19 protein-coding genes are annotated in these 22,133 nt (G+C 62.9%); 5 read left to right on the top strand and 14 right to left on the bottom strand.

The genetic code is table 11. From position 1 onward, the window contains the following. Window positions 1-150 precede the first annotated feature (150 nt). The 5 genes from QFZ91_RS29080 to QFZ91_RS29060 all read left to right on the top strand — a co-directional run bounded on the left by QFZ91_RS29080 (window position 151) and on the right by QFZ91_RS29060 (window position 5,131). The gene (locus QFZ91_RS29080) at window positions 151-447 is read left to right on the top strand and encodes a DUF1330 domain-containing protein (protein ID WP_429569255.1); all 297 of its coding nucleotides are present in this window, start codon (window positions 151-153) and stop codon (window positions 445-447) included. Window positions 448-654: 207 nt separating this feature from the next. Then, entirely contained in the window at window positions 655-1,461 is an 807-nt protein-coding gene (locus QFZ91_RS29075; RefSeq protein ID WP_429570896.1) for an enoyl-CoA hydratase/isomerase family protein, read from the top strand. Window position 1,462: 1 nt separating this feature from the next. Further along, complete coding sequence (locus QFZ91_RS29070; protein ID WP_429569254.1) at window positions 1,463-2,749, top strand: CaiB/BaiF CoA transferase family protein; 1,287 nt, start codon at window positions 1,463-1,465, stop codon at window positions 2,747-2,749. A 54-nt stretch (window positions 2,750-2,803) separates the two neighbouring features. Continuing rightward, the gene (locus QFZ91_RS29065; RefSeq protein WP_429569253.1) at window positions 2,804-4,168 is read left to right on the top strand and encodes an MFS transporter; all 1,365 of its coding nucleotides are present in this window, start codon (window positions 2,804-2,806) and stop codon (window positions 4,166-4,168) included. Between the two features lie 249 nt (window positions 4,169-4,417). Next, entirely contained in the window at window positions 4,418-5,131 is a 714-nt protein-coding gene (locus QFZ91_RS29060) for a TetR/AcrR family transcriptional regulator (RefSeq protein WP_429569252.1), read from the top strand. A gap of 325 nt (window positions 5,132-5,456) precedes the next feature. On the opposite strand, the gene QFZ91_RS29055 is transcribed toward QFZ91_RS29060, so the two are convergent. From QFZ91_RS29055 to QFZ91_RS28990, 14 genes are all read right to left on the bottom strand, one after another. Beyond that, entirely contained in the window at window positions 5,457-7,049 is a 1,593-nt protein-coding gene (locus QFZ91_RS29055) for an MDR family MFS transporter (RefSeq protein WP_176384215.1), read from the bottom strand. 337 nt (window positions 7,050-7,386) lie between these two features. Beyond that, entirely contained in the window at window positions 7,387-7,653 is a 267-nt protein-coding gene (locus tag QFZ91_RS29050) for a hypothetical protein (RefSeq protein ID WP_429569251.1), read from the bottom strand. A gap of 471 nt (window positions 7,654-8,124) precedes the next feature. After that, window positions 8,125-9,309, bottom strand: a complete 1,185-nt coding sequence (locus QFZ91_RS29045; RefSeq protein ID WP_429569250.1) for a thiolase family protein — start codon at window positions 9,307-9,309, stop codon at window positions 8,125-8,127. Between the two features lie 149 nt (window positions 9,310-9,458). Further along, window positions 9,459-11,144 (bottom strand): cation acetate symporter, encoded by a 1,686-nt coding sequence (locus QFZ91_RS29040; RefSeq protein ID WP_429569249.1) that lies wholly within the window; start codon window positions 11,142-11,144, stop codon window positions 9,459-9,461. Window positions 11,145-11,147: 3 nt separating this feature from the next. Then, entirely contained in the window at window positions 11,148-11,465 is a 318-nt protein-coding gene (locus QFZ91_RS29035) for a DUF485 domain-containing protein (protein WP_429569248.1), read from the bottom strand. 49 nt (window positions 11,466-11,514) lie between these two features. Further along, a complete protein-coding gene (locus tag QFZ91_RS29030) occupies window positions 11,515-12,489 on the bottom strand; it encodes an electron transfer flavoprotein subunit alpha/FixB family protein (protein WP_429569247.1) in 975 nt (324 codons plus the stop codon). A 15-nt stretch (window positions 12,490-12,504) separates the two neighbouring features. Continuing rightward, window positions 12,505-13,254: an electron transfer flavoprotein subunit beta/FixA family protein gene (locus QFZ91_RS29025; RefSeq protein WP_429569246.1), complete on the bottom strand. Its 750-nt coding sequence runs from the start codon at window positions 13,252-13,254 to the stop codon at window positions 12,505-12,507. 19 nt (window positions 13,255-13,273) lie between these two features. Further along, entirely contained in the window at window positions 13,274-14,260 is a 987-nt protein-coding gene (locus QFZ91_RS29020) for an NAD(P)H-dependent flavin oxidoreductase (protein WP_429569245.1), read from the bottom strand. Continuing rightward, window positions 14,257-15,468 (bottom strand): CaiB/BaiF CoA transferase family protein, encoded by a 1,212-nt coding sequence (locus QFZ91_RS29015; protein ID WP_429569244.1) that lies wholly within the window; start codon window positions 15,466-15,468, stop codon window positions 14,257-14,259. The genes QFZ91_RS29020 and QFZ91_RS29015 overlap by 4 nt, the downstream gene beginning before the upstream one ends. A gap of 34 nt (window positions 15,469-15,502) precedes the next feature. Next, on the bottom strand, window positions 15,503-16,315 hold the full coding sequence (locus QFZ91_RS29010) for an oxepin-CoA hydrolase, alternative type (protein WP_429569243.1): 813 nt from the start codon (window positions 16,313-16,315) through the stop codon (window positions 15,503-15,505). 4 nt (window positions 16,316-16,319) lie between these two features. Continuing rightward, entirely contained in the window at window positions 16,320-17,450 is a 1,131-nt protein-coding gene (locus QFZ91_RS29005; protein ID WP_429569242.1) for an acyl-CoA dehydrogenase family protein, read from the bottom strand. Window positions 17,451-17,461: 11 nt separating this feature from the next. Beyond that, the gene (locus QFZ91_RS29000; protein WP_429569241.1) at window positions 17,462-18,667 is read right to left on the bottom strand and encodes an acyl-CoA dehydrogenase family protein; all 1,206 of its coding nucleotides are present in this window, start codon (window positions 18,665-18,667) and stop codon (window positions 17,462-17,464) included. Window positions 18,668-18,680: 13 nt separating this feature from the next. Beyond that, the gene (locus tag QFZ91_RS28995) at window positions 18,681-19,862 is read right to left on the bottom strand and encodes an acetyl-CoA C-acyltransferase (protein ID WP_429569240.1); all 1,182 of its coding nucleotides are present in this window, start codon (window positions 19,860-19,862) and stop codon (window positions 18,681-18,683) included. Between the two features lie 45 nt (window positions 19,863-19,907). Next, window positions 19,908-22,025, bottom strand: a complete 2,118-nt coding sequence (locus QFZ91_RS28990; protein WP_429569239.1) for a 3-hydroxyacyl-CoA dehydrogenase NAD-binding domain-containing protein — start codon at window positions 22,023-22,025, stop codon at window positions 19,908-19,910. Window positions 22,026-22,133 lie beyond the last annotated feature (108 nt).

Raw genomic sequence — 22,133 nt, 5'->3', positions numbered from 1 at the left:
TCCACGAAAAAATGGCATCGAGTCAATGCGTCGGCACATGCTAACACCGTTAACACCTATCCGCGCCAGCCTTTTTAGCCAGGAAAAACCCTCATTGATATTGATGTTTGTGCCGTTAACATTTGTACGTACGTTCAACCGGAGAGCGAAATGGCAAAAGGATATTGGGTGGCGGCTTATCGGGCGGTCCATGACGCAAGCAAACTCGCGGCGTACGGTGTCCTCGCGACACAGGTGGTGAAAGCGGCGGGTGGAAAATTTCTGGTGCGGGGCGGCGAAGTCGTTGCATTTCAGGCCGGCCTCAAAGAACGCACCGTCGTGGTCGAATTCCCGAGCTTCGAGCGGGCTCTCGCCACGTTTCAGAGTGAGGCTTATCAGGAAGCGCTAGCGGTATTGGGAGACGGCGCTGAAAGAGATGCGCGCGTAGTCGCCGGTCTCGAAGATTGAGAAGTTTCGAAGTAACCGCTAAGGCCATCTCGGTTCGCCATAGTACTTATATCGCGTCACATACCGCGCCTCGTATCACGCCGTAGCCTGATTATTGCCGCTACGGCACGGGAAATAATCTCTTTGGTTGTCACCTTTTTTCAACAAGAGAATGCCGACATCAATGGTTTATTGCGATGTTATGCTTGTTAACATGTGGATGTGGAAATGTCCGAATCTGACGAAATGGAGCAAAGAATGGACGAAGCACTTGTTCAGAGAGAAAACAAAGGCCCCGTGACGGTTCTTACAATGAACCGTCGCCCGCACAACTTGATGGGACCGACGTTGTATCGCGCCCTGCTCGATGAATTCGATCAGGCAGTGAAACGCGGCTCGCGCGCGATCCTGCTGCGCAGTGGTCTGCGGCACTTCTCAGCCGGCGCTGAAGTGGCGCTTTTTCCCGATCGCATTGCCACGCAAGGCAAAGCGCTGATGGATCCGCTCGAGGTGCTGCGTGGCTTCGAGACACTACCGATCCCGATTGTTGTGGCGGTGAACGGAACATGCCTAGGCGGTGGATTCGAAGTGGCGCTCGCCTGTGACTTCAGCGTCGTCGCCGAATCGGCCAAGATCGGCTCGGTTGAGGTCGCACTCGGTTTGCACCCGCTGCTCGGCGGCATCCAGCGTCAGGTGATGCGAGCCGGTCCGGCTCGCGCGAAAGAACTCGCGTTGCTCGGTCGCCGGTATGACGCGGTCACGCTCGAACGCTGGGGCCTGATCAATCTCGTTGTGCCCGACGACAAGCTCGATGAAGTGGCGCTGTCGATTGCGCAGGAACTGGCCGCCGGCCCGACCGTCGCGCATGCCGCCACCAAGCAACTCGTGCGTGTTGCGGTCAATGAGGGCGTTGCCGCCGCCGACGAAGCGATGTTCGAGTTGCAAAAGCCGATCTGGGCGTCGCAGGATCTTAAACGCGGACTGGAGGCCTTCGATCAGACTGGTCCTGGCTCCGCTATTTTCGAAGGGAATTGACATGACCGGACCGCTCGAAGGACTCAAGGTCGTCGATTTTTCCCGCGTGCTGGCCGGCCCGCTGTGCGCGCGGACGCTAGCCGATCTTGGTGCCGATGTGATCAAGATCGAGCCACCGCGACCCGACGTGTCGCGCGCCGCGTTTCCGAATCGCGACGGCATGTCCGGCTACTACGCTCAGCAAAATAGCGGCAAACGCAACATCAGCATCGATCTGAACGCACCGGGCGCACGTGATTTCGTGCTACGCCTGTGTGACGACGCCGACATCGTCGTCGAGAATTTTCGGGCTGGCACGCTCAAGGGTTTCGGACTCGACTACGCGACACTCGCGCAGCGCAATCCCAAGCTGGTCTACGTTTCGATCACGGGCTACGGCCAACACGGTCCATGGGCGTCGCGCATGGCCTATGCGCCGACGGTGCAAGCCGAAACGGGATTCACGCACAACACACTGCGACATTTCGATAACGCCGGCGACGGCCGTAAATGGACCGATCCCCTGTCGCACGCGGATGTCTATGCGGGCCTGCAAGCGACCATCGCCGTGCTCGCGGCAGTGCGCAAGCGTGAAGTCACCGGACGCGGCCAATACATCGACGTCGCGATGGCGGCCGTGATGCTGTCGATCAACGAGCGCGCTCACCTCGATCTCGCGGGTGTCGATACGGGCGCGGAGCCGGGCATCCTCGGTGCCGCCGACGGCCCTCATTTCATCGGCCCGGGTGGCGAAGAGTTTGTGGCGGCGCAAAGCATCGTCGGCAGCAACACGTTTCCGAATTACCTGAAGGCGATGCGTCGTATGGACCTGGCGCACGATCCGCGTTTCTGCACCGCTGAGCACCGCCTGCGGAACTACAAGGCATTGCACGCAGTGATCCAGACCTGGATGCGGTCATTCCGCGATCTGAAGACGCTCGATGCGCAACTCGACGAGGCCAAGATCGCGATTGGCCAGATTCGTACGCTGAAGGAGTTGGCCGAGACCGATTGGGCGAAGCAATGGAGTGCGGTGCACGAGATTTCGGATCGCCGGGGCGGCTCATATCTGATACACGGCTATCCATGGCACTTTTCAGATGACGAGCTTGGAATGCGCAGCGCGCCCGCATTTCGCGGCGAGCACAACGAGCAGGTTTTCCGCGAAGCGGGCCTCGCGGATGCCGAAATCCGCAATGCAATTGAGAGCGGCATTCTGGTCGGTGGGCCGCCGCCATCGACGAATAGGATCGACGCTTCCGTTGTGCTGGAACCGGGTGAGTTGCAGAAAGTGACGGACGATCTTTGATCGCCGCAGTACGCCTCGCATTACTGGTATCAACACAACTCGTCGGAGGACTGGATGGAAGTGGTGAAACAAGCCCGTGTGGAGACGTCATCGATAGATGACAACGCCCTGCTTCGGAAGGCCTACGCTTCGGCGCAGTGGAGGATCCTGCCGATACTGTTTGGCTTATGGATGCTGGCGTGGGTCGGCCGTTCGAACGTTGCTTTCGCGAAGTTGCAAATGGTCGTGGATCTGCGATTCAGCGAGACGATCTATGGACTGGGCGCCGGCCTCTTCTTCGTCGGCTACGTGCTGTTCGGCGTCCCTACCACGATGCTACAAAAAAAGCTCGGTGCACGCGCCGTGCTTGCTGGTATCGCCGGCGCGTGGGGCCTGACAAGTGTCGCGATGACGTTCGTCAATAGCGCACCGACGTTCTACGCATTGCGGTTCCTGCTCGGCGTGTTCGAGGCCGGATTCTATCCCGGCGTCGTGTTGTACTTCAATGCGTGGTTCCCGGGAACAAGGCGCACGCGCAACTTCAGCATCTTCCATTCAGGGTCGCTCTTCTCGACGGTCACGGTTGGCCTAACGGGGGGCTTCGTGCTAGAGCACATGAACGGACTGGCCGGCTTTCAAGGCTGGCGATGGATGTTCTTCGCTCAGGCCATCCCTACGGTCGTGTTGGCGTGCGTTGCGTTCATGATACTTCCGGATCTGCCTCGCGGCGCCAAGTGGCTTTCGGCGCGCCAGCGTACGCTCGTCGAGGACGATCTCCGAAATAGCGCCGAAACGATGAACGATGCGCACGACGAGGACCGGCCTCTTTTCCTCAACCCCGCCGTCTGGATCCTGAGCGCGGCCTACTTCTCCCTCCTCGCCGCGACGGCCGCACTGTTTTTCTACTCCCCGACGATACTTCGCGAGGCGGGATTCGGCGGATACAAAGAGATCGGCCGTGCAGTCGCGGGTGCCTGCATTTTAGGGGCATTGGGCAATGTGCTTATCTGTAGCATCGGGGGCAGTGCGCAGCGTCGGCGGCTCTTCTGTGCGCTGGCGTCGTTTTTTACTGCGGTGAGCCTTTCGGCGCTCGTCTTCGTATGGCACAGTAGCACCATCGCGACGTTCTTCCTCCTTGCTCTGGGCTTCGCGGGAACGGGAGCGGGTATAACGCTCTTCTGGCAAATGACTGTCGGCCTCCTCAGCGGTAAGTCGTTAGTGGTCGGCGTGCCGTTGATCAGTTCCGTCGCCAACGTCGCAGGCTTCGTTACACCCTTTCTTATCGGATATGTCCGCGACGCGACTGGAACTTACGCGAGCGGGTTCATAATGATTGCGTGTGTTCAGGCAATCGGCGTAGCGGTTCTTCTTTTTGGCGTGCAACACATTATCAGGAGCCGATCGCCCGTTGACGACGTAGCGGTTCGATGCTCAACTTGAACAGTCGACGCCTACAGGGCGCCGGGTAGTCATGGCAAGCGCCCGCGTTGCGCGTTGAAAGGCGGCAGTCGGCGCTGTACGCTCGCAGCAGATGGGGATGCGTTGGAGCCTGACATCCAGCCACGCCACCAAGCCCCCAGAATGCGCGTAGTGACGCTCGCTTGTTTAGCGCCTCATCCGCGATATTGCTTGCCTCTTTGCGCAGAATTTATAATCGATTCCTTGTTTTGCTCCACCAACGAAGGCCACGTGAGTCCTAAGTCATCTATCACAAAGAACGCGGATTACCACCATGGCAATCTGCGCAATGCGCTCATCGAAGCGGGGCGCAACGCGCTCAAGGATGTGTCTGCACAAGATTTGAGTCTTCGCTACCTCGCGCGAATGGTGGGTGTATCAGAAGCCGCGCCCTCGCGACATTTTGCCGGTATCGACGAACTTCTGGCCACGATCGCGGCGAGTGGATATCGCGACCTCGCTGCGTTGCGCGTTGCGATCCGTGACAGCGACGACACCGCACTTGCCAAAGCGTACCGGATGATGCGGGTGTATGTTGAGTTCGCGCAGCGCCACAATGGACTGTTCGGTCTGATGATCGGACCTCGCATCGTGGCGCATCAGGCGTATCCAGAACTCACCGAGGAAAGTAACAGGTCTTTTGGGTTGTTTTCCGAGACGATTGAAGCACTAGCTATCGAGAGTGGCTGGGCCCATGCCGATCTAAAGCTAGTGACTCATGCCGCGTGGAGCATGGAACATGGTCTCGCCACGCTGATCCTGGCGAACCGCGCACCGAGGGCGGACACCAAGGTCGCAATACCTAAGTTGATCGATTTCGTCTTGATGACGTTGCTAAGCGCGATCACGATCGGCCCGGATCATCTCCAGCGCGTGATTCAGCAGTGCATGCTCTCTGAAAAGCCTGTGGTGACCCGCACAGCGCGCAAGCGCGCCAAAGCGTAGCCGTCGTTGCTGTCAAATGCGAGCGCCGCCGCAGAATACTGTTCTGGTGGTTGCCTAGCCCTGAGAGGTCCGGCTCGTTGTGTCGCAGGGCGTCGACATAGCACTTCGTCGCTTCTTCGATGAAATCCGTGTAGAGGTCCTGCAGCCGAGCGCGCTCATGCACGCGCCACTCCGCGCCAGCCTGTGTGCGTTGGGTCAGCCACGACGCGAGCGCCGAAGTAAGCCCGCCTGTTCCGGCACCGACGAGTGCGCCCGAGCCCCCGCGGAATGTCGCTAACCATCGTACGACCTCGCAGGTAGCAGCCGACACCACGGTAATCCATCGTCATCCATTTTGTGGCTGCGCCTCGAGATAGCCGACCCGCACCGGCGGCACGAACCACGCGAGACACAGGCCGACCATCGCAGCCACGGCTGCCACGATGAGGCCAGTGTGGATCGAATCCACGAGCGCGCTGCGCGCCGAGTTCATCATCGCATCGCCCGCGTGGCCGGCGCTGACGAGGCGATTGATCAGCGCGGCCTGCTCGGCGCGGTCCACGAGCAGTTCGGGACTTGCAAACGACTTGAACCACTGCGCCGCCTGGTACGAATCCAGCGAGCGATTCACGCCCATCGTATAAAGGTGCCCAAGCAGCGCGCCTGTCATCACCGTGCCAAGCATGCCGCCGAATGTGCGCAGCGACTGCAGCAATGCCGTGGCGGCGCCGAGATGGTCTCGCGAGACGATCTGCTGCGAGCAGACCGTGAGGCTCGTGCCTACTAGGCCCAACCCCAGGCCGCTCGCGCCCATGCACGCCATCCACACGAGGTACGGCTCGTGGCCTCGCAGCACGACCACCGCGAGGCTCGCAAAAGCGGACAACGCGAAGCCGACGTAGAGGATCGCGTTGGCGCGCCGGATGCGCGTGACCACGCGGTTATTGATGAAGCTGCCGACCGTCGTGCCGAGCAGGAGCGGCGTGATCAGCATGCCCGAGGCACGCGGAGACATCGCATAGCCGCCCTGAAATAGCAGCGGCACGTAGAAAACGAGAGAGAACAGCGCGAACCCGCCGAGCATTGACATTGCAAAAAGCGCACCGAGCTTGCGGTCGAGCAGCATGTCCACGGGGATGATCGGATAGCCCATGCGCTTTTCCCAGAAAAAAAGCGTCAGCGAACAAGCCAGCACGATCACGGCCAGTATGATCGTAGACGCAGTCCATCCTTGCCTTGGCACGAGCTCGATCGCCAGTTGCAGCGCGCCGAACGTCACGGCGACGACGAATGCGCCGAGCCAGTCGAGGCGCAGCCGCGCACCGTCGCGGACATGGCGCAAGTGCGGAAGGAAAGCACGCACCAGGAAGAGCGCCACCACACCGACCGGTACGTTGACGAAAAACACGAGCCGCCAGCTTCCGTGCTGGGTCAGCATGCCCCCGAGCATTGGCCCGACCATGTTCGCAAGGCCAAACGCCGAGGTCACGAACACCAGCCAACGCAGGCGCAGCCTCGGATCGGGGAACAGGTCGGCGACGGTCGCGAACACCGTCCCCAACATGATGCCGCCACCGATGCCCTGAAGACCGCGGGCGAGCACGAGAAACAGCATGTTGGTCGCGATCCCGCAGAGCACCGATGCGACGGTGAAGACAAGGATGGCAGACAGCATGAAGGGCTTGCGACCGAACAGATCGCCCAGGCGCCCGAAGATCGGAATTGTGATGACCGACGTAAGCATGTAGGCCGTCGCGACCCACGCATAGAGTTCGAAACCCTTGAGCTCGGCGACGATGCGCGGCATCGCGGTGCCAACGATGGTCTGGTCGAGCGCGATCAGCATCGAAACCGACGCGACTCCGAGCATCGCCAATATCGACTGGCGAAATGGCAGCAGTTGCCGTCGCTGATCGTGAAGCTCGATACCAGTGGCCATGAAGCGCTCCTCGCCGCTGAGAAGCGGCAGATCTGCCGCGCGCCGCCCGGTTTCGTCGAACCGGTCGGCCCCGCGTGTGCAACCTTCATGCGTTCTGCAGTGATGGTACGCCCACAAACGCGAACGTGACGGCTGAATCGCGAGTGTTCGTCAGAGGCCTGCATGCGCTCAAGCGAATCGCAAGGCTGGGGGGTGCGCGATCGGAGCGCCCTCGCGACGGCGTCGGTCAACGGCGTTGACGTGAGCGCATGCGACTTCTGTGTGTCCGGTCAGCTAAAAGGGCGAACGGCCGTCGCTTAGACCAACCCGCCGGATATGTGCACTGCTGCGGCGCACTTCAAAGATCCTGGCCAGTAATCTCGGTACGCTCTCCGTTAGATGGAGGCATTTTGCGTGCCGCCACTCCCGCAAGCCTTGGCCTTGCCAACTGAAACGCGAGCAGCAACTGCTTCTGGCTGTCGTCAGCCGCTCCGAGGTATTCGCAAACAACCTCTGGCCTGAGTTCGAAGGCGCGGTATCCCCAGCCGAAGCCGTATGCAGAGAACCACAGTGTTGACTGGCTGGCGACGACGGGGGCTGTCAGATTAATGTATGACGAATCCATGGCGTTCGCTCTCCAGACGAGTGGTAGACGACGCCGATTGTCCCACGCCAGCCTTCATGGCCAGGTACTCGGCGGACATCAATGCGCTAGTGCGTGCGCGTGCCGGCCTGGTCGAGCATGGCACGCGCGTTTTTGGAGGTTTCGATCTGAAGTCGTGCATGGAGATTTCGAAGCACGGCACGCGCTCGTCCCCGACGCGGTAGGCCGGCCTAACCGTCGAATGATTGCGACCCCGGCTTGCAGCCGACGGCGACTCCGACGCCTATTTCCCGGGACCGAAGCGGTTCGTGGCTTCAAAGTCTGTAGCAGGTCGAACACCGGATGTTGGCACGCATCGCGGCAGACAACCTGCAACCGTCGTGGTCGCCCCAGCAGATCGCCGGATTGCTCAGGCGCGCGTAGCGGCAACGTGGATTGCCCGTGTCGCACGAGATATGTGACTCGCCGCTTCCGCGCAACCTCAGCCCGCAGTTACAGCATCTCCAGCGCGAGCGCGATACCCTGACCGCCACCGATGCACAGCGTGACGATGCCGCGCTTCAAGCCATCGCGGCGCATCGAATGGACGAGACGCGTAGTCAGGACCGCGCCGGTTGCGCCGATCGGATGACCGTGCGCAATCGCGCCGCCTTCGACATTGACGATGTCCTGCGGGAGTCCAAGCTGCTTGGCAACCGCGAGCGGCACAGCAGCGAATGCCTCGTTGATCTCGACGCGTTCGACGTCGCTGAGCTTCCAGCCCGCTCGTTCCAATGCGATATGCACCGCCGGCACGGGACCGAGGCCGAACATACCGGGCTCGACTGCGGCAATACCAAAAGCGGCGAGACGCGCACTCGCTTCGATGCCCGTCACGTCGGCATAACCACGCTCGGCCACGATCATCGCCGCCGCACCGCTGTTCAGGCCGGGAGCATTGCCCGCGGTAATCGTGCCGTCGGGACGGAACGCGGGACTCAGCTTCGCCAGCGTTTCCACGGTCGTCTCCGGACGCGGCTGCTCGTCGCGCGTGAACTGAACGCTGCCCTTGCGCCCTTCTATTTCCACGACGACGAGTTCGGCATCGAATGCGCCGCGTTCCTGAGCAGCCGCGAAACGCTGCTGTGAACGCGCCGCCCACTCATCCTGGGCGCGCCGCGTCAGGTCGGTCTTCGTCACGAGATCTTCCGTGTGCCAGCCCGAGTGCTCACCCGAGAACGCATCCACGAGACCGTCGCGCAGCATGCTGTCGTGCACCTGAGCATTACCCATGCGAGTGCCCCACCGGGCGGTGTCCAGTAGATAGGGCGCGCGCTCCATGCTTTCCATGCCGCCTGCGACCGCCACGTCACCGTAGCCAAGCGCGATTTCCTGAGCCGCCGAGACGATCGCCTGCGCGCCCGAGCCGCAGACGCGGTTGATGGTAAGCGCCGGCACCGATACGGGCACGCCCCCGCCGATGGCGGCCTGCCGCGCCGGATTCATCCTGTTGCCGGCCTGGACGACATTGCCCATCACGACGGACGACAGCGCTTTCGGATCGAGCGCGGCGCGCCGCAACGTTTCCCTCACGGCCAGCGCGCCGAGCGCGGTCGCGGGGACGTCCTTCAACGATCCGCCGAATGCGCCAATCGGCGTACGAACGGCGTGGGCAATGACAACTTCGCGGGTATTCATCGCAATTCCTTTGAATGAAGTGCTGCACGGGCATGCCTCCTTCGGAGGCAAGTGGAGTGTCTGTAGTTGCATTTCGGGGCGAGGCCGCCGGCTCCGCCGCCGATGAGAACGTCGTCGTGTTCTGTCGATTCACGAGCACCGATTCGCAATCAATGATCGACCGGCTTGATGGGTAAGAGACCCGTTTGGCCATAAAACTCCTGCATGGCAAAGGCTTCGCGCTCCCGCTGGGCGCCGACGCCGCGATCCAGCATCGAGAAGGTCCAGATGCCCGCGAAAGCCAGCGGCACCGAAATCAACGCAGGGTTGTCGAGCGATACGAGCGCATGCGCCTGATGCAGCACGTCGACCCATACCGACTTGGAGAACAGCGTCAGCAATACCGCCGACACAAGTCCGAGGCCGCCCCCCACGACAGCGCCGCGAGTCGTCATGCCGCGCCAGAAAATCGACGAGACCAGCACCGGAAAATTCGCGCTGGCCGCGACCGCCGCAACCAGGCCGACGAGAAACGCCACGTTCACATGCTCGAACAGAACGCCGAAGAAGATCGCGACGACGCTCAGCATCAACGTCGCTGCTCGGGATATGCGCATTTCGCGCGCTTCATCGCCGTTGCCGCGCGCGAGCCAGCACGCGTAGAGATCGTGCGAAACCGTAGTCGCACCTGAAAGCGTGAGCCCGGCGACGACCGCGAGAATCGTCGCGAACGTCACGGCGGCAATGAAGCCGTAGAACAGATTGCCGCCCAATGCACGGGCCAGATTCACCGCGACCATGTTCGAGCCGCCGAGCAGATCGCGCGTGAGATCGAAATGGCCATCGACAGCGGTCTTGAAGAACTCCGGATGTTGGGCGAGCAAGGCAATCGCCGAGAAGCCGATCACGAATGTCAGCAGATAGAAGTACCCGATGAACCCGGTCGCGACGAATACGGACTTGCGCGCCTCTTTCGCGTCGGGAACGGTGAAAAAGCGCATCAGGATATGCGGGAAACCGGCCGTGCCGAACATCAGCGCGATGCCGAGGGAAAGCGCATTGAACGGGTCCTTCAGCAGTTTGCCGGGCGCCATGATGCTGAGCGCCGCGGGATGAACGTCGACGGCGCGCCGGAACATCTGATCGGGACTGAAGCCGAATTGCGCGAGCGCGGAGATCGCCATGAACGTCGCGCCGCACAACAGCAGCACGGCCTTGATGATCTGCACCCACGTCGTCGCCGTCATGCCCCCGAAGAACACGTAAATGACCATCAGCGCGCCGACGATCACTTCGGCCATCCAGTACGGCAAGCCGAACAGCAACTGGATGAGCTTTCCCGCGCCGACCATCTGCACGACGAGATAGAAGATCACGACGACGAGCGATGTGGTGGCGGTCAGCAGACGAATCGGCGCTTGCTCGAAACGATAGGCGACCACGTCGACGAACGTGAACTTACCGAGGTTTCGCAAGGGCTCGGCGAGCAGGAACATGACGAATGGCCAGCCGACGAGAAAGCCAATCGAATAGATCAGGCCGTCGAAGCCGAACATGAAGACCATGCCGGAGAGACCGAGGAACGAGGCCGCGGACATGTAGTCGCCCGCAATCGCAAGTCCGTTCTGGAAGCCGCTGAGGCCGCCGCCAGCGCTGTAGAAGTCCTTCGTGGTGCGCGTTCTGCGCGCTGCCCAGCGCGTGATGCCGAGCGTGACGAGCACGAACAGCAGAAAGGTGGCGATCGCGACGGGGTTCAGGTCGACATGGTCCCGCGCCGAAACTTCGATGGAAGACGCGCGAGCGAGCGCGGACAGCGATGCAAGGCTCCCGGCGAGGATGACGCGAACGGTTTTCATCGCTCAGTCTCCTTGCCGGAAGTCGGCGAGCAGCGCGTTCACGGACGGATCGAACCTGCGGTTTGCGCGCAGCACGTAGCAGCCGGTCATCGCGACCGCAATCACGATGATGCCGACGCCCGCGACGATCCCAACGCTCGTCGTGGCGCCCGCATAGAGCGGACGCGCGAGCAGATGGGGCGCGAGCGCGACGAACAGGATGAAGCCGTAGTACGTGACGATCATCAACGCCGTCAGCGTGAAGCTGAAGCGCCGCCGCTGCGCGACGAGCCGACGATACGCGGGGTTCGCCGTCGTTCGATCGATGTGAACTTGCTGCATGGGACTGTCTCCTTCATGTCTTTGAATGACGTCGTTTGACGTTGGCTGCTCAGCCCAGCTCTTTCGTCAACTCCGGAACGACTGCGAACAGATCGCCGACGAGGCCGTAATCGGCGACGCTGAAGATCGGCGCCTCCGGGTCCTTGTTGATCGCGACGATGACTTTCGAGTCCTTCATGCCCGCCAGGTGCTGGATCGCGCCAGAAATGCCGACCGCGACATACAGTTGCGGCGCGACGATCTTGCCCGTCTGCCCGACCTGATAGTCATTCGGCACGTAACCGGCATCGACGGCCGCGCGCGATGCGCCCAGCGCCGCGCCGAGCTTGTCGGCAAGCGGCTCGAGCGTCCGCGTGTAGTTCTGGCCGTTGCCGAGCCCCCGGCCGCCCGACACGATGATGTTCGCGCTCGTCAGCTCCGGGCGATCCAGTTTCGTCACTTCGCGGCTCACGAACTGCGAGATGCCTGCATCGGCTGCTGCTTCGATCATCTCGACCGTTGCGCTACCGCCCTCGGCTGCCACTGCGTCGAAGCCCGTCGCGCGCACAGTGATGACCTTGATCGGATCTTGAGATTGAACCGTCGCGATGGCGTTGCCCGCGTAGATCGGGCGCTCGAACGTATCGGCGCTGGCGACGGCGGTGATATCGCTGATCTGTGCGACGTCGAGCCTCGCGGCGATACGCGGCGCGACATTCTTGCCGTAGGCAGTGGCCGGCGCGAGTATGTGCGTGTAGTGCTTCGCCGCATCTTGCACAAGCGTCAGCACCGTTGCTTCGACGTTTTCCGCGAGGCCATCGGCGAGCTGAGGCGCATCTGCCACCAATACCTTCGACACGCCCGCGATCTTCGCCGCTGCGTCCGCCGCGCCCTGCACGTGCGAACCCGCGACCAGCACATGGATGTCGCCGCCGATCTTCGTGGCAGCGGCAACCGTGTTCAGCGTGGCTGACTTGAGCGACGCGTTGCCCCCCAAGGGGGCTTCCTTCGGGGCGTCGTGCTCTGCAATCACCAGAATCGTCATTTTTCGCGTCTCCCTTTACAGTACTTTGGCTTCGCTTCTGAGCTTGCCGACCAGCGTCTTCACGTCCGGCACCGTGATACCGGCTGAGCGCTTCGGCGGCTCGGAGACTTTCAAGGTCTTCAGACGTGGCGCGACGTCGACACCCAGCTCGGACGGCGTCAGCGTGGCGAGCGGCTTCTTCTTCGCCTTCATGATGTTGGGCAGCGACACGTAGCGCGGCTCGTTCAGACGCAGATCGGTCGTGATCACTGCAGGCAGTTGCAACGCAAGCGTCTCGGCACCGCCGTCGACTTCACGCGAGACTGTCGCCTTGCCGTCGGCTATCACGACTTTCGACGCGAACGTCGCCTGCGGCAGACCTGCCAGTGCAGCAAGCGTCTGGCCTGTTTGATTGGCGTCATCGTCGATGGCCTGCTTGCCGAGAATGACGAGCCCGGGCTTCTCCTGGTCCACGATCGCCTTGAGAAGTTTGGCCACCGCCAGAGGTTGCAGTTCGTCCGGTGTCTCCACCAGCACCGCTCGATCCGCGCCCATGGCTAGCGCCGTGCGCAACGTCTCCTGGCACGGCGTTGGGCCGCACGACAAAGCGATGACTTCGGTCGCCACACCCGCTTCCTTCAATCGCACCGCCTCTTCAACGGCGATCTCATCGAAGGGGTTCATCGACATCTTCACGTTCGCGGTATCGACGCCCGTGTTGTCCGACTTCACCCGGACCTTCACGTTGAAGTCGATGACTCTCTTTACCGGCACAAGTATCTTCACTCCACACTCCTTGCATTGTTCAGCTGAGCGCCACACGCCCCATCGCCTGCCGCATGTCGCGCTCGAAACGCTGCACGATCTCGGCAAGCGGTTCGATGCGATCGACGAAAGCTAGCGACTGTCCCGCGGACAGCAGCCCCTTTTTCCAGTCACCGGTGACGTAAGCATCGCGACCGATCTTGCCCGACACCATTGGCATGAGGTCCTGAATGGTCACGTTCGCGTTGCGCGCCTCGATTTCCTTCACGGCAGCCGTGGTCTCGTTGCGCAGCGTGCGTACAGTGTTGCGCAGGGATGTCATGCACAGGTCGGTGTCGGTCGGCCCCGCTTCGACGAGGCGCCGCTTGTAGTCGTCGTGTGCCCAGATCTCCTCGGCCACGACGAAACGCGTGCCGACGACCACGCCGGAAGCGCCCATCGCGAGCGCGGCGGCAAGCTGCGAGCCGCGCCCGATGCCGCCGCCGATCAGATAGGGAATCTCCAGGTGACTCTCGGCCCATGCCGCATTGACGAACGATCCGACCATGTCGAGCCCCGGATGCCCGCCACACTCGGCGCCGACGATCGCGACCGCATCGACACCGACCGACGCCGCCTTGACCGCGAAACGTACCGACGGAACCTTGTGCAGCACCTTTACGCCAGCGTCCTTCAGCAGCGGCAGGAATTCTTCGGGATTGCGCCCCGAGGTTTCAACGAACTTCACGCCTTCATCGACGATCAACTCGAACACTTCGCGCGTCTTCTCGCCGGGAACGAGCTTTGGCAGCATCGACACGTTGACGCCGAACGGCCCGCCCTCGCACAAGTCGCGGCAGCGCCTGATTTCCGAGCGCAACGCTTGCGGCTCCGGAAAACTCGCCGCCGTGATGAAGCCGATGATGCCGGCACGCGCTGCGGCGGCGACAAAGTCCGCGTCCGCGAGCCACATCAGGCCACCGGCGACGATCGGCAAGCGTGTGCCGAACAGTTCGGTGACGGCGTTGGAAAAAGCGGGCTGACTCATGAGGTGACCTCCTCGGCTTTCAGTTGCGAGATCTGCCCGGCGGACAAACCGAGCAGCGATTGCAAAACGTCGTGCGTAGCCTCGCCGAGTTGCGGCGGCCCGTGTCGCACGGGCAGCCGCGCACCGTCGAAGCGATAAGGCGGCGCGAGCACATGCGTGCTGCCGGCCTCGGGATGCGGGCACGCCGTCACGAGCCCCGCGTCCGCCGCGCGTTTCGACGTGAGCGCTTCGTGAAGGCCGAGCACCTCGCCGCACGGAATGCCCGCTCCCGCGAGACGCTCGATCAGCACCTCGCGCCTGTGCACGCCGATGGCGCGCGTGAGTTCGGGCACCAGCGTCTCGCGATTCACCGCGCGCATGATGTTCGTGCGATAGCGCTCGTCATCGATCAGATCGGGACGTCCGATCACTTCGTGACAGAAACGCTCGTACTGCCGGTTGTTGCCGACCGCGATGACGAGCGGACCGTCGGCGGCATCGAACACGCCATACGGCACGATCGACGGATGCGCGTTGCCGTAGCGCGGCGGATCGTCCTTGAGCATCAGCGAATCCAGGCCGCAGTACGACGTGATCGTCAGACCGCAATCGAACAGCGCCATCTCGATGTGGCGTCCGTTTCCGGTCCGCTGGCGCTCGAAGAGCGCGGCGAGCACCGCCTGCGCCGAGTACATGCCGGTGAACAGATCGACGGCGGCGACGCCGAACTTCAGCGGCGGCTGATCGGCATTGCCGTTCATCGCCATCAGGCCCGCCTCGCCCTGCACCACGATGTCGTATCCGGGGCGCGCCGCCTCGGGGCCCTGGCGGTCATAGCCGGAGATCGAGCAATAGATGAGATCGTCGCGGCCTTCCGCGAGCTGCGCGTAGCCCAGACCGAGCTTCTCCGCGCCGCCGTACTTGAAGTTCTGGATCACGACGTCGCATTGCTGCGCGAGCTCGCGTGCGATGCGCTGCCCTTCGGCGCTTTGCAGATCGAGACACACAGAGCGCTTGTTGCGGTTGACGCTGTTGAAATAGGTCGTCTCGGTCGTGCCGACGCGCATGCCCCAGTCGCGCGTGTCGTCGCCTCGCAATGGATGCTCGACCTTGATGACTTCGGCGCCGAGATCGCCGAGCACCATCGCGCACCACGGCCCCGCGAGCACGCGGGACAAATCGAGAACTCGGACGCCGGCGAGCGGCAGTGATGAAATCTGGTTTGGCATGGAATATCCGCTATGAAGAGTGATGTCTTTGCGTCTATTTCGACTGCACGGCCGTACCGAGACGCAACCCGACATAGTCCGCGGGACGCTTGCCGAAGAACGCCGCGATGCCTTCGGCGGATTCATCGTCACCGAGCGATTCGGTCATGTATTGCGCTTCGAGATCGAGTTGTGCGTCGAGCGTGTTCTCACCTGCGCGACGGCACAGGCTCTTGATTCGCGCGCTCGCCCGTTCGGGACCGGCCGCGAGCGTCTGCGCGAGAGCGATCGCCTCCGCGAGCGCGCCCTGCTTTTCGGTAAGCCGATTCGTGACCCCGAGCGCATGCATGCGTTCGCCGCTGACGGGCTTTCCGGTCAGGCACACTTCCGTCAATAGCTGACGCGACACGCAGCCGGACAGAAACGCGGTCGCTCCCGCATCGGGCGAAAGGCCCACTTTCACGTACGCCACCGAGAACGACGCATCGCGTGCGGCGACCAGCAGGTCGCACGCGAGCGCGATCGACAGGCCCGCGCCCGCCGCCGCGCCCTCCACCGCCGCGATCACCGGCTTGCTGCAATCGCGGATCGCGCGAATCATGTGGTGCAGCACTTCGATGCCCGCGCGCCTGTCGGACGGCGTCATCGCACGACGTTGCGCAAGCCGGTTCAGATCGCCGCCTGCGCAGAAGGCGCTACCGACGCCGGTCAGCACGATCGCGCCGATATCGGCGTCACGCTGCGCCTGTTCGAGCGCCACCGGCAGCCCCTCGTACATTTCCGTCGTCAGCGCATTACGCGCGGCCGGGTTGTTCAGCGACAGCACCAGCACCGCGCCTTCGCGACGCGAAAGAATCGATTCGTTCATGAAGTCAGCTCCTGTTCAAGGCGATATAGCGTTCGAGATGGTGATCTTCGTCACCGAACTGATGGTCGATCATCACGAGACGCTTGGCGTAGTGCGCGAGCGGCAATTCCCATGTCATGCCGATCCCGCCATGCATCTGGATGCACTCTTCGGCCACGCGTGCGCCGATGCGCCCGATCGTGTGTTTCGCTGCCGACAGTGCGCGCTCGCGCTCGAGACGTTGCGTGCCGAACGCGGCGGCCGCGTTGATGACCGCCGAGCGCGCCTGCTCGATTTCCAGCAGCATGTCGGCCATGCGATGCTGCAGCGCCTGAAAGCTGCCAATCGCAACGCCGAACTGCTTGCGCGTGCGCAAATATTCGAGCGTGTGCTCCTTCGCGACATCCATCGCGCCGAGCGCTTCCGCGCACAACGCGAGTACCCCCGCGCCGATGGCGCGTTCGAGCGTCGCGAAGCCCGCGTCGGGTTCGCCGAGCAACGCGTGATCTGAAATGCAGACTTCGTTCAGGCGCAGTTCAGCGGCGCGTCCGCCGTCGATCTTCGGATAGCCGCGTAGCTCGACGCCCGCCGTGTCACGCTCGATAAGGAAAAGCGAAATGCCGGCTTCGGCGTCGGGCGCGCCGCCCGTGCGCGCCGAGACGAGGAAGTAGTCGGCGTGCTCGCCCTGCTGCACGACTGCCTTCGCACCGGTCAGCACCCAGCCGTTCGAGCTGCGCACGGCGCGCGTCGTCACATTCGCCAACTCGTAATGGGATGCCGGTTCGTCATGCGCGAGCGCCGCAACTGCACTTCCTTCGACCAGGCTCGCGACCAGCGCCTTCTGCGCACTCTTGCCGGCTTGCATAAGCGCATGTCCGACCACGAGCGCCCCGAGAAAAGGTTCGACGACGAGACCGCGCCCAAGGCTTTCGAACACGACGGCGATATCGAAGCCTTCGCCGCCGAAACCTCCATCGGCTTCGTTGAATAGCGCGCCGACGATGCCTAGTTCGGCGAAGCGTTGCCACATTTCGAGGCTGAAACCGGTGTCGCTGCGCGCGAGCGTGTCGCGCGTCGGGAAGCCGTACCGTTCGGCGACGAAGCGGTTTAGCGTATCCGCCAGCATGCGGCGGTCTTCGGTGTGCTGGAAATTCATCGCTTCTCGCCTCACAGTCCGAGGATCATCTTCGAGATGATGTTCTTCTGGATTTCATTGGAGCCGCCGAAGATCGACAGCTTGCGGTTGTTGAAGTACTGCGTCGCGGCGCTCGCGGCTTCTTCCGGGCCGACGTGCGATTCGCCGTAGCCGTCGACGAGCGCATCGATGAACGGCTGCGCGTACGGGCCCACCGCGCGGCGCATCAGCGAGGAAATCTCCTGCCGGATCTCGGTGCCGCGAATCTTCAGCATCGAGCTTTCCGCGCCCGGCACGCCGCCGCCCGCGACCGCGGCGATCACGCGCAGATTGGTCGTCTTCATGTTGTCCAGATCGATCTCGACACGCGCGATGCGCGCAGCGAACAGCGGATCGTCAGCGAGCGGGCGGCCGTTTTTCGTGAGCTTCGCCGCGACGTGGCGCAGGCGCGCTAGCGCTGCCATCGAAAATCCCAGCCCCGCGATGTTGGTGCGCTCGTAGGTCAGCAGATACTTCGCGTAGGTCCAGCCCTTGTTTTCCTCACCGACGAGATTGGCGACCGGCACACGTACGTCGGTGAAGAACACTTCGTTGATTTCATGCTCGCCGTCGAGCGTGATGATCGGCCGCACTTCGACGCCCGGGGCGTTCATATCGACGAGCAGAAAGCTGATGCCTTCCTGCTTGCGCACGTCGGTGGCGGTGCGCACGAGGCAGAAGATCATGTTCGCGTGCTGCCCGAGCGAGGTCCATGTCTTCTGGCCATTGACGATGTAATGCGCGCCCTCAGCATCGAAGCCTCGCACGGCCGTCGTCTTCACCGAGGCGAGATCGGAACCCGAGCCCGGCTCGGAATAACCCTGGCACCACCAGTCGGAGCCATCGAGAATGCGCGGCAGCCAGTAGCGCTTCTGCGCCTCGCTGCCGTATTTGATCAGCACCGGCCCGAGCATGTTCACGCCGAACGGCACGATGCGCGGCGCACCGGCGAGCGCGCATTCGTTTTCGAAGATGAACTTCTGCGCGGTGTTCCAGCCTGGGCCGCCGTATTCCTTCGGCCAATGATTCGCCAGCCAGCCCTGAGCGTTCAGGATCGCGTGCCATTCAGCCATGTCGCGGCGCGTGAGGCGCAGCCCGTTGCGAACCTTGGTGGACAGCCGCGCGGGCAGCTTCTCGTCGAGAAAGCGCACGACGCTCGCGCGAAACGCCTCTTCTTCGGGTGTGAAATTCAGATCCATGACTGCGCTACTCTCAATAGATTTCGAAGAGCCCGGCGGCGCCCATGCCCCCGGCCATGCACATCGTGACGACGGCGTACTTCACGCCGCGCCGCCGTCCCTCGATGAGGACGTGCCCGACGAGACGCGAGCCCGTCATCCCGAACGGATGGCCGATCGATATCGCGCCGCCGTTCACGTTCAGACGTTCAGAGGGGATCTCGAGCCGCTTCTGGCAGTACACCGCCTGCGACGCGAATGCTTCGTTCAGCTCCCACAGGCCGATGTCGTCGACCGTGAGGCCATGACGCGCGAGCAGCTTCGGCACCGCGAGAACCGGCCCGATACCCATTTCATCCGGCTCGCAGCCCGCGAGCGCAAGACCGCGAAACGCACCGAGCGGTGCCAGGTTCGCGCGCTCGGCAGCCTTCGCTTCCATCAGCACGCAGGCGGACGCGCCATCGGCGTTCTGCGATGCGTTGCCCGCCGTGATGAACTGGTCCGGACCCTTGACGGGCGCGAGCTTCGCGAGCGCTTCGTAGGTCGTGCCGGGGCGATTGCAGTTGTCGGCGGACACCGTCACTTCACGGTAGCTGACGGCGCGCGTTTCCTTGTCGGTGACGGACATCGTCGTCGTGACGGCAATGATTTCGTCGGCATAGCGGCCGGCCTGTTGCGCTTCCGCTGTGCGACGCTGGCTTTCGACCGAGAACTGGTCCTGCGCGTCGCGGCTGATGCCGTAGCGCCGCGCGACGATGTCGGCGGTATCGATCATCGCCATGTAGAGCGACGGCTTGTGCTCGACGATCCACGGATCGAGCCCGCTCACGCCGTCTTCACGCGTCTGGATGTGGGAAATGCTTTCGACGCCGCCGGCAATCATCGCGGGCGCGCCATCGACGACGATGCGCCCCGCCGCCATCGCGATCGCCTGCAGGCCGGACGCGCAGAAGCGGTTGACGGTCGTGCCTGCGATCGACAGCGGCAAGCCGGCGCGAATCACGCACTGGCGCGCCACGTTGCGGCCGGTCGTGCCTTCGGGGTAACCGCAGCCGAGAATCGCGTCTTCGATGATCTCCGGATCGACGCCCGAGCGGTCGACCGCGGCGCGCACCGCGAACGACGCGAGCGTCGGACCGGGGGTGACGTTGAATTCGCCGCGATGTGCCTTGGTGAGCGGCGTGCGAGCAGTGGAAACGATCACAGCTTCGCGCATGGTCTACCTCCTGTCTGTCGGGTTCAAGCTTGGTTCAAGCGTGGTTCAAGCGGATTGATTGAGGCTCGCGAGCGTCGCGCCGCGTTCGACCAGCTCGACGATGAGCGGCGACGGCCGCCAGAAGACCGGATCTTCTTTCGCGAACTCGCGGATATCGGCAAGCACATTGGACAGGCCGACGCTATCGGCATATTTCATCGGCCCGCCGCGATGACGCGGAAAGCCGTAGCCGTGAAGAAACGTGACGTCCACGTCGAGCGGCCGCAACGCGATGCCTTCATGCACGACGTTCGCGCCTTCGTTGATCATCGCCGCCATGTAGCGACGCATGATCTCGTCATCGGTGAAGGTGCGCGGCGTGATGTTGGCGCGCTCGCGTTCGGCGTCGATGATCGCTTCGACGTCGGGATCGGGTTGGCCGGTGCGCGCGCCATCGGCATACAGGTAATAGCCGCGGCCGGCTTTCTGCCCGAACCAGCCGCGCTCGCAGATGCGGTCGGCGATCTGCACGTAGCGCAGCTTCGGATCGCGCGTGGCGGCGCGGCGCTTGCGCGTGGCCCAGCCGATGTCGCCTCCCGCGAGATCCGACACCTGGAACGGTCCCATCGGAAAACCGAATTCGCGCACCGCGCGGTCGATCTGATACGGCGACGCGCCGTCTTCCATCATGTGGTCCGCGGCCGCGCGATAGATCGCCAGCACGCGATTGCCGATGAAGCCATCGCATACGCCTGCGCGCACCGGCACCTTGCGCAGCCTCTTCGCGAGTTCGAACGCCGTGGCGACCACATCGGCGCTGACCTGCGCGGGCACCACGACTTCCAGCAACTTCATCAGGTTCGCCGGAGAGAAGAAGTGAAGGCCGATCACATCGGCGGGGCGCGAGATGCCCGCGGCGATCGCGTCGATGTCGAGATACGACGTGTTGGTCGCGAGCACGGCGCCCGGCTTGCATACGCGATCGAGTTCGGAGAACACGGCCTCTTTCACGGCCATGTCTTCGAAGACCGCTTCGATGACGAGATCGACGGCGCCCAGGGCATCGTAGGAAGTGCTGCCATCGAAGCGCGCGAGAAGCGCCGCTTTGGCTTGAGGTGTCATGCGGCCTTTCGCGATCAGCGCTTTGTACACCTTCTCGACGTTCGCGCGGCCATATGCCAGCGATGCATCGTCACGTTCGATCATCGTCACGGACAGTCCCGCATCGAGCAGCGACACCGCGATGCCCGCGCCCATCGTGCCGCCGCCGATCACGCCGACGCTCGAGATCGCGCGCGGCTTCGCCTTGCGCGTTTCCGGCGCCTTCTGTGCCGCGCGCTCGACGAAGAACGCATGGACGAGGCCCGCGCGCTGCGGACTGTCGAGGCATTGCAGAAACAGTTGACGTTCGTGGCGCAGGCCATCGTCGAAGGACATTTCGAGCGCGGCTTGCACTGCATCGACGATCTTCAGTGGGGAGAAAAGTTGCCGCGACCGCTGCGACACTTCAACGCGTGCGGCTTCGATCGCCGCGCGGCTCGCCGCACGATCCGCGAGTCCTCGTGCATCGCAGGTGCGACGTACCGGGGCACGTGCCGTCAGCAATGAACCAGCATACGCGAGACCTTCGGCCAACACGTCGCCGCTTGCGCCGATACGATCGATCAGACCAAGCGCGTGCGCTTCATTCGCGCCGACGTGACGGCCGCTCAACATCAATTCGAGTGCGGCCCTGGCGCCGAGCAGACGCGGCATGCGTTGCGTGCCTCCCGCGCCCGGCAACAGGCCTAGCGTTACTTCAGGCAAGCCGAGCTTCGCGTCGGACAAGGCGATCCGATAATGCGCCGCCAGCGCGACTTCCAGTCCGCCGCCGAGCGCCGCACCGTGAATCGCGGCAACGACGAGCTTCGCGCTGGCTTCGATCCGGTTGCACACTTCCGGGAGCGACGGCGGCACGGGCGGATTGCCGAACTCGCGAATATCCGCGCCGCCGATGAAGTTGCGGCCGGCGCCGATCAACAGAATGGCTTTGACATCGGGATTGTATTGCGCGGCTTCGATGGCGGTGCTCAGTTCGGACCGCACATTCGCGCCGAGAGCGTTGACCGGCGGATTGTCGACGCTGACGACGAGAATGCCGTCGCGCAGTTCATGCCTTACGGCAGCCGTAGAAGCTTCTGGCATCGCCCTTGTCTCCATGTCATGGGTGTAGGGCGATTGTGGAAGGCAGCTACCGCATTGACAATCCAACTGGCAATTGACGAACTGTTAACTGAAACTTGACGCAGCGCG

The organism is Paraburkholderia sp. JPY419, from assembly GCF_050435705.1.
Taxonomy (GTDB): Bacteria; Pseudomonadota; Gammaproteobacteria; order Burkholderiales; family Burkholderiaceae; genus Paraburkholderia; species Paraburkholderia youngii.
This window is presented reverse-complemented; position numbering and strand designations above follow the sequence as displayed.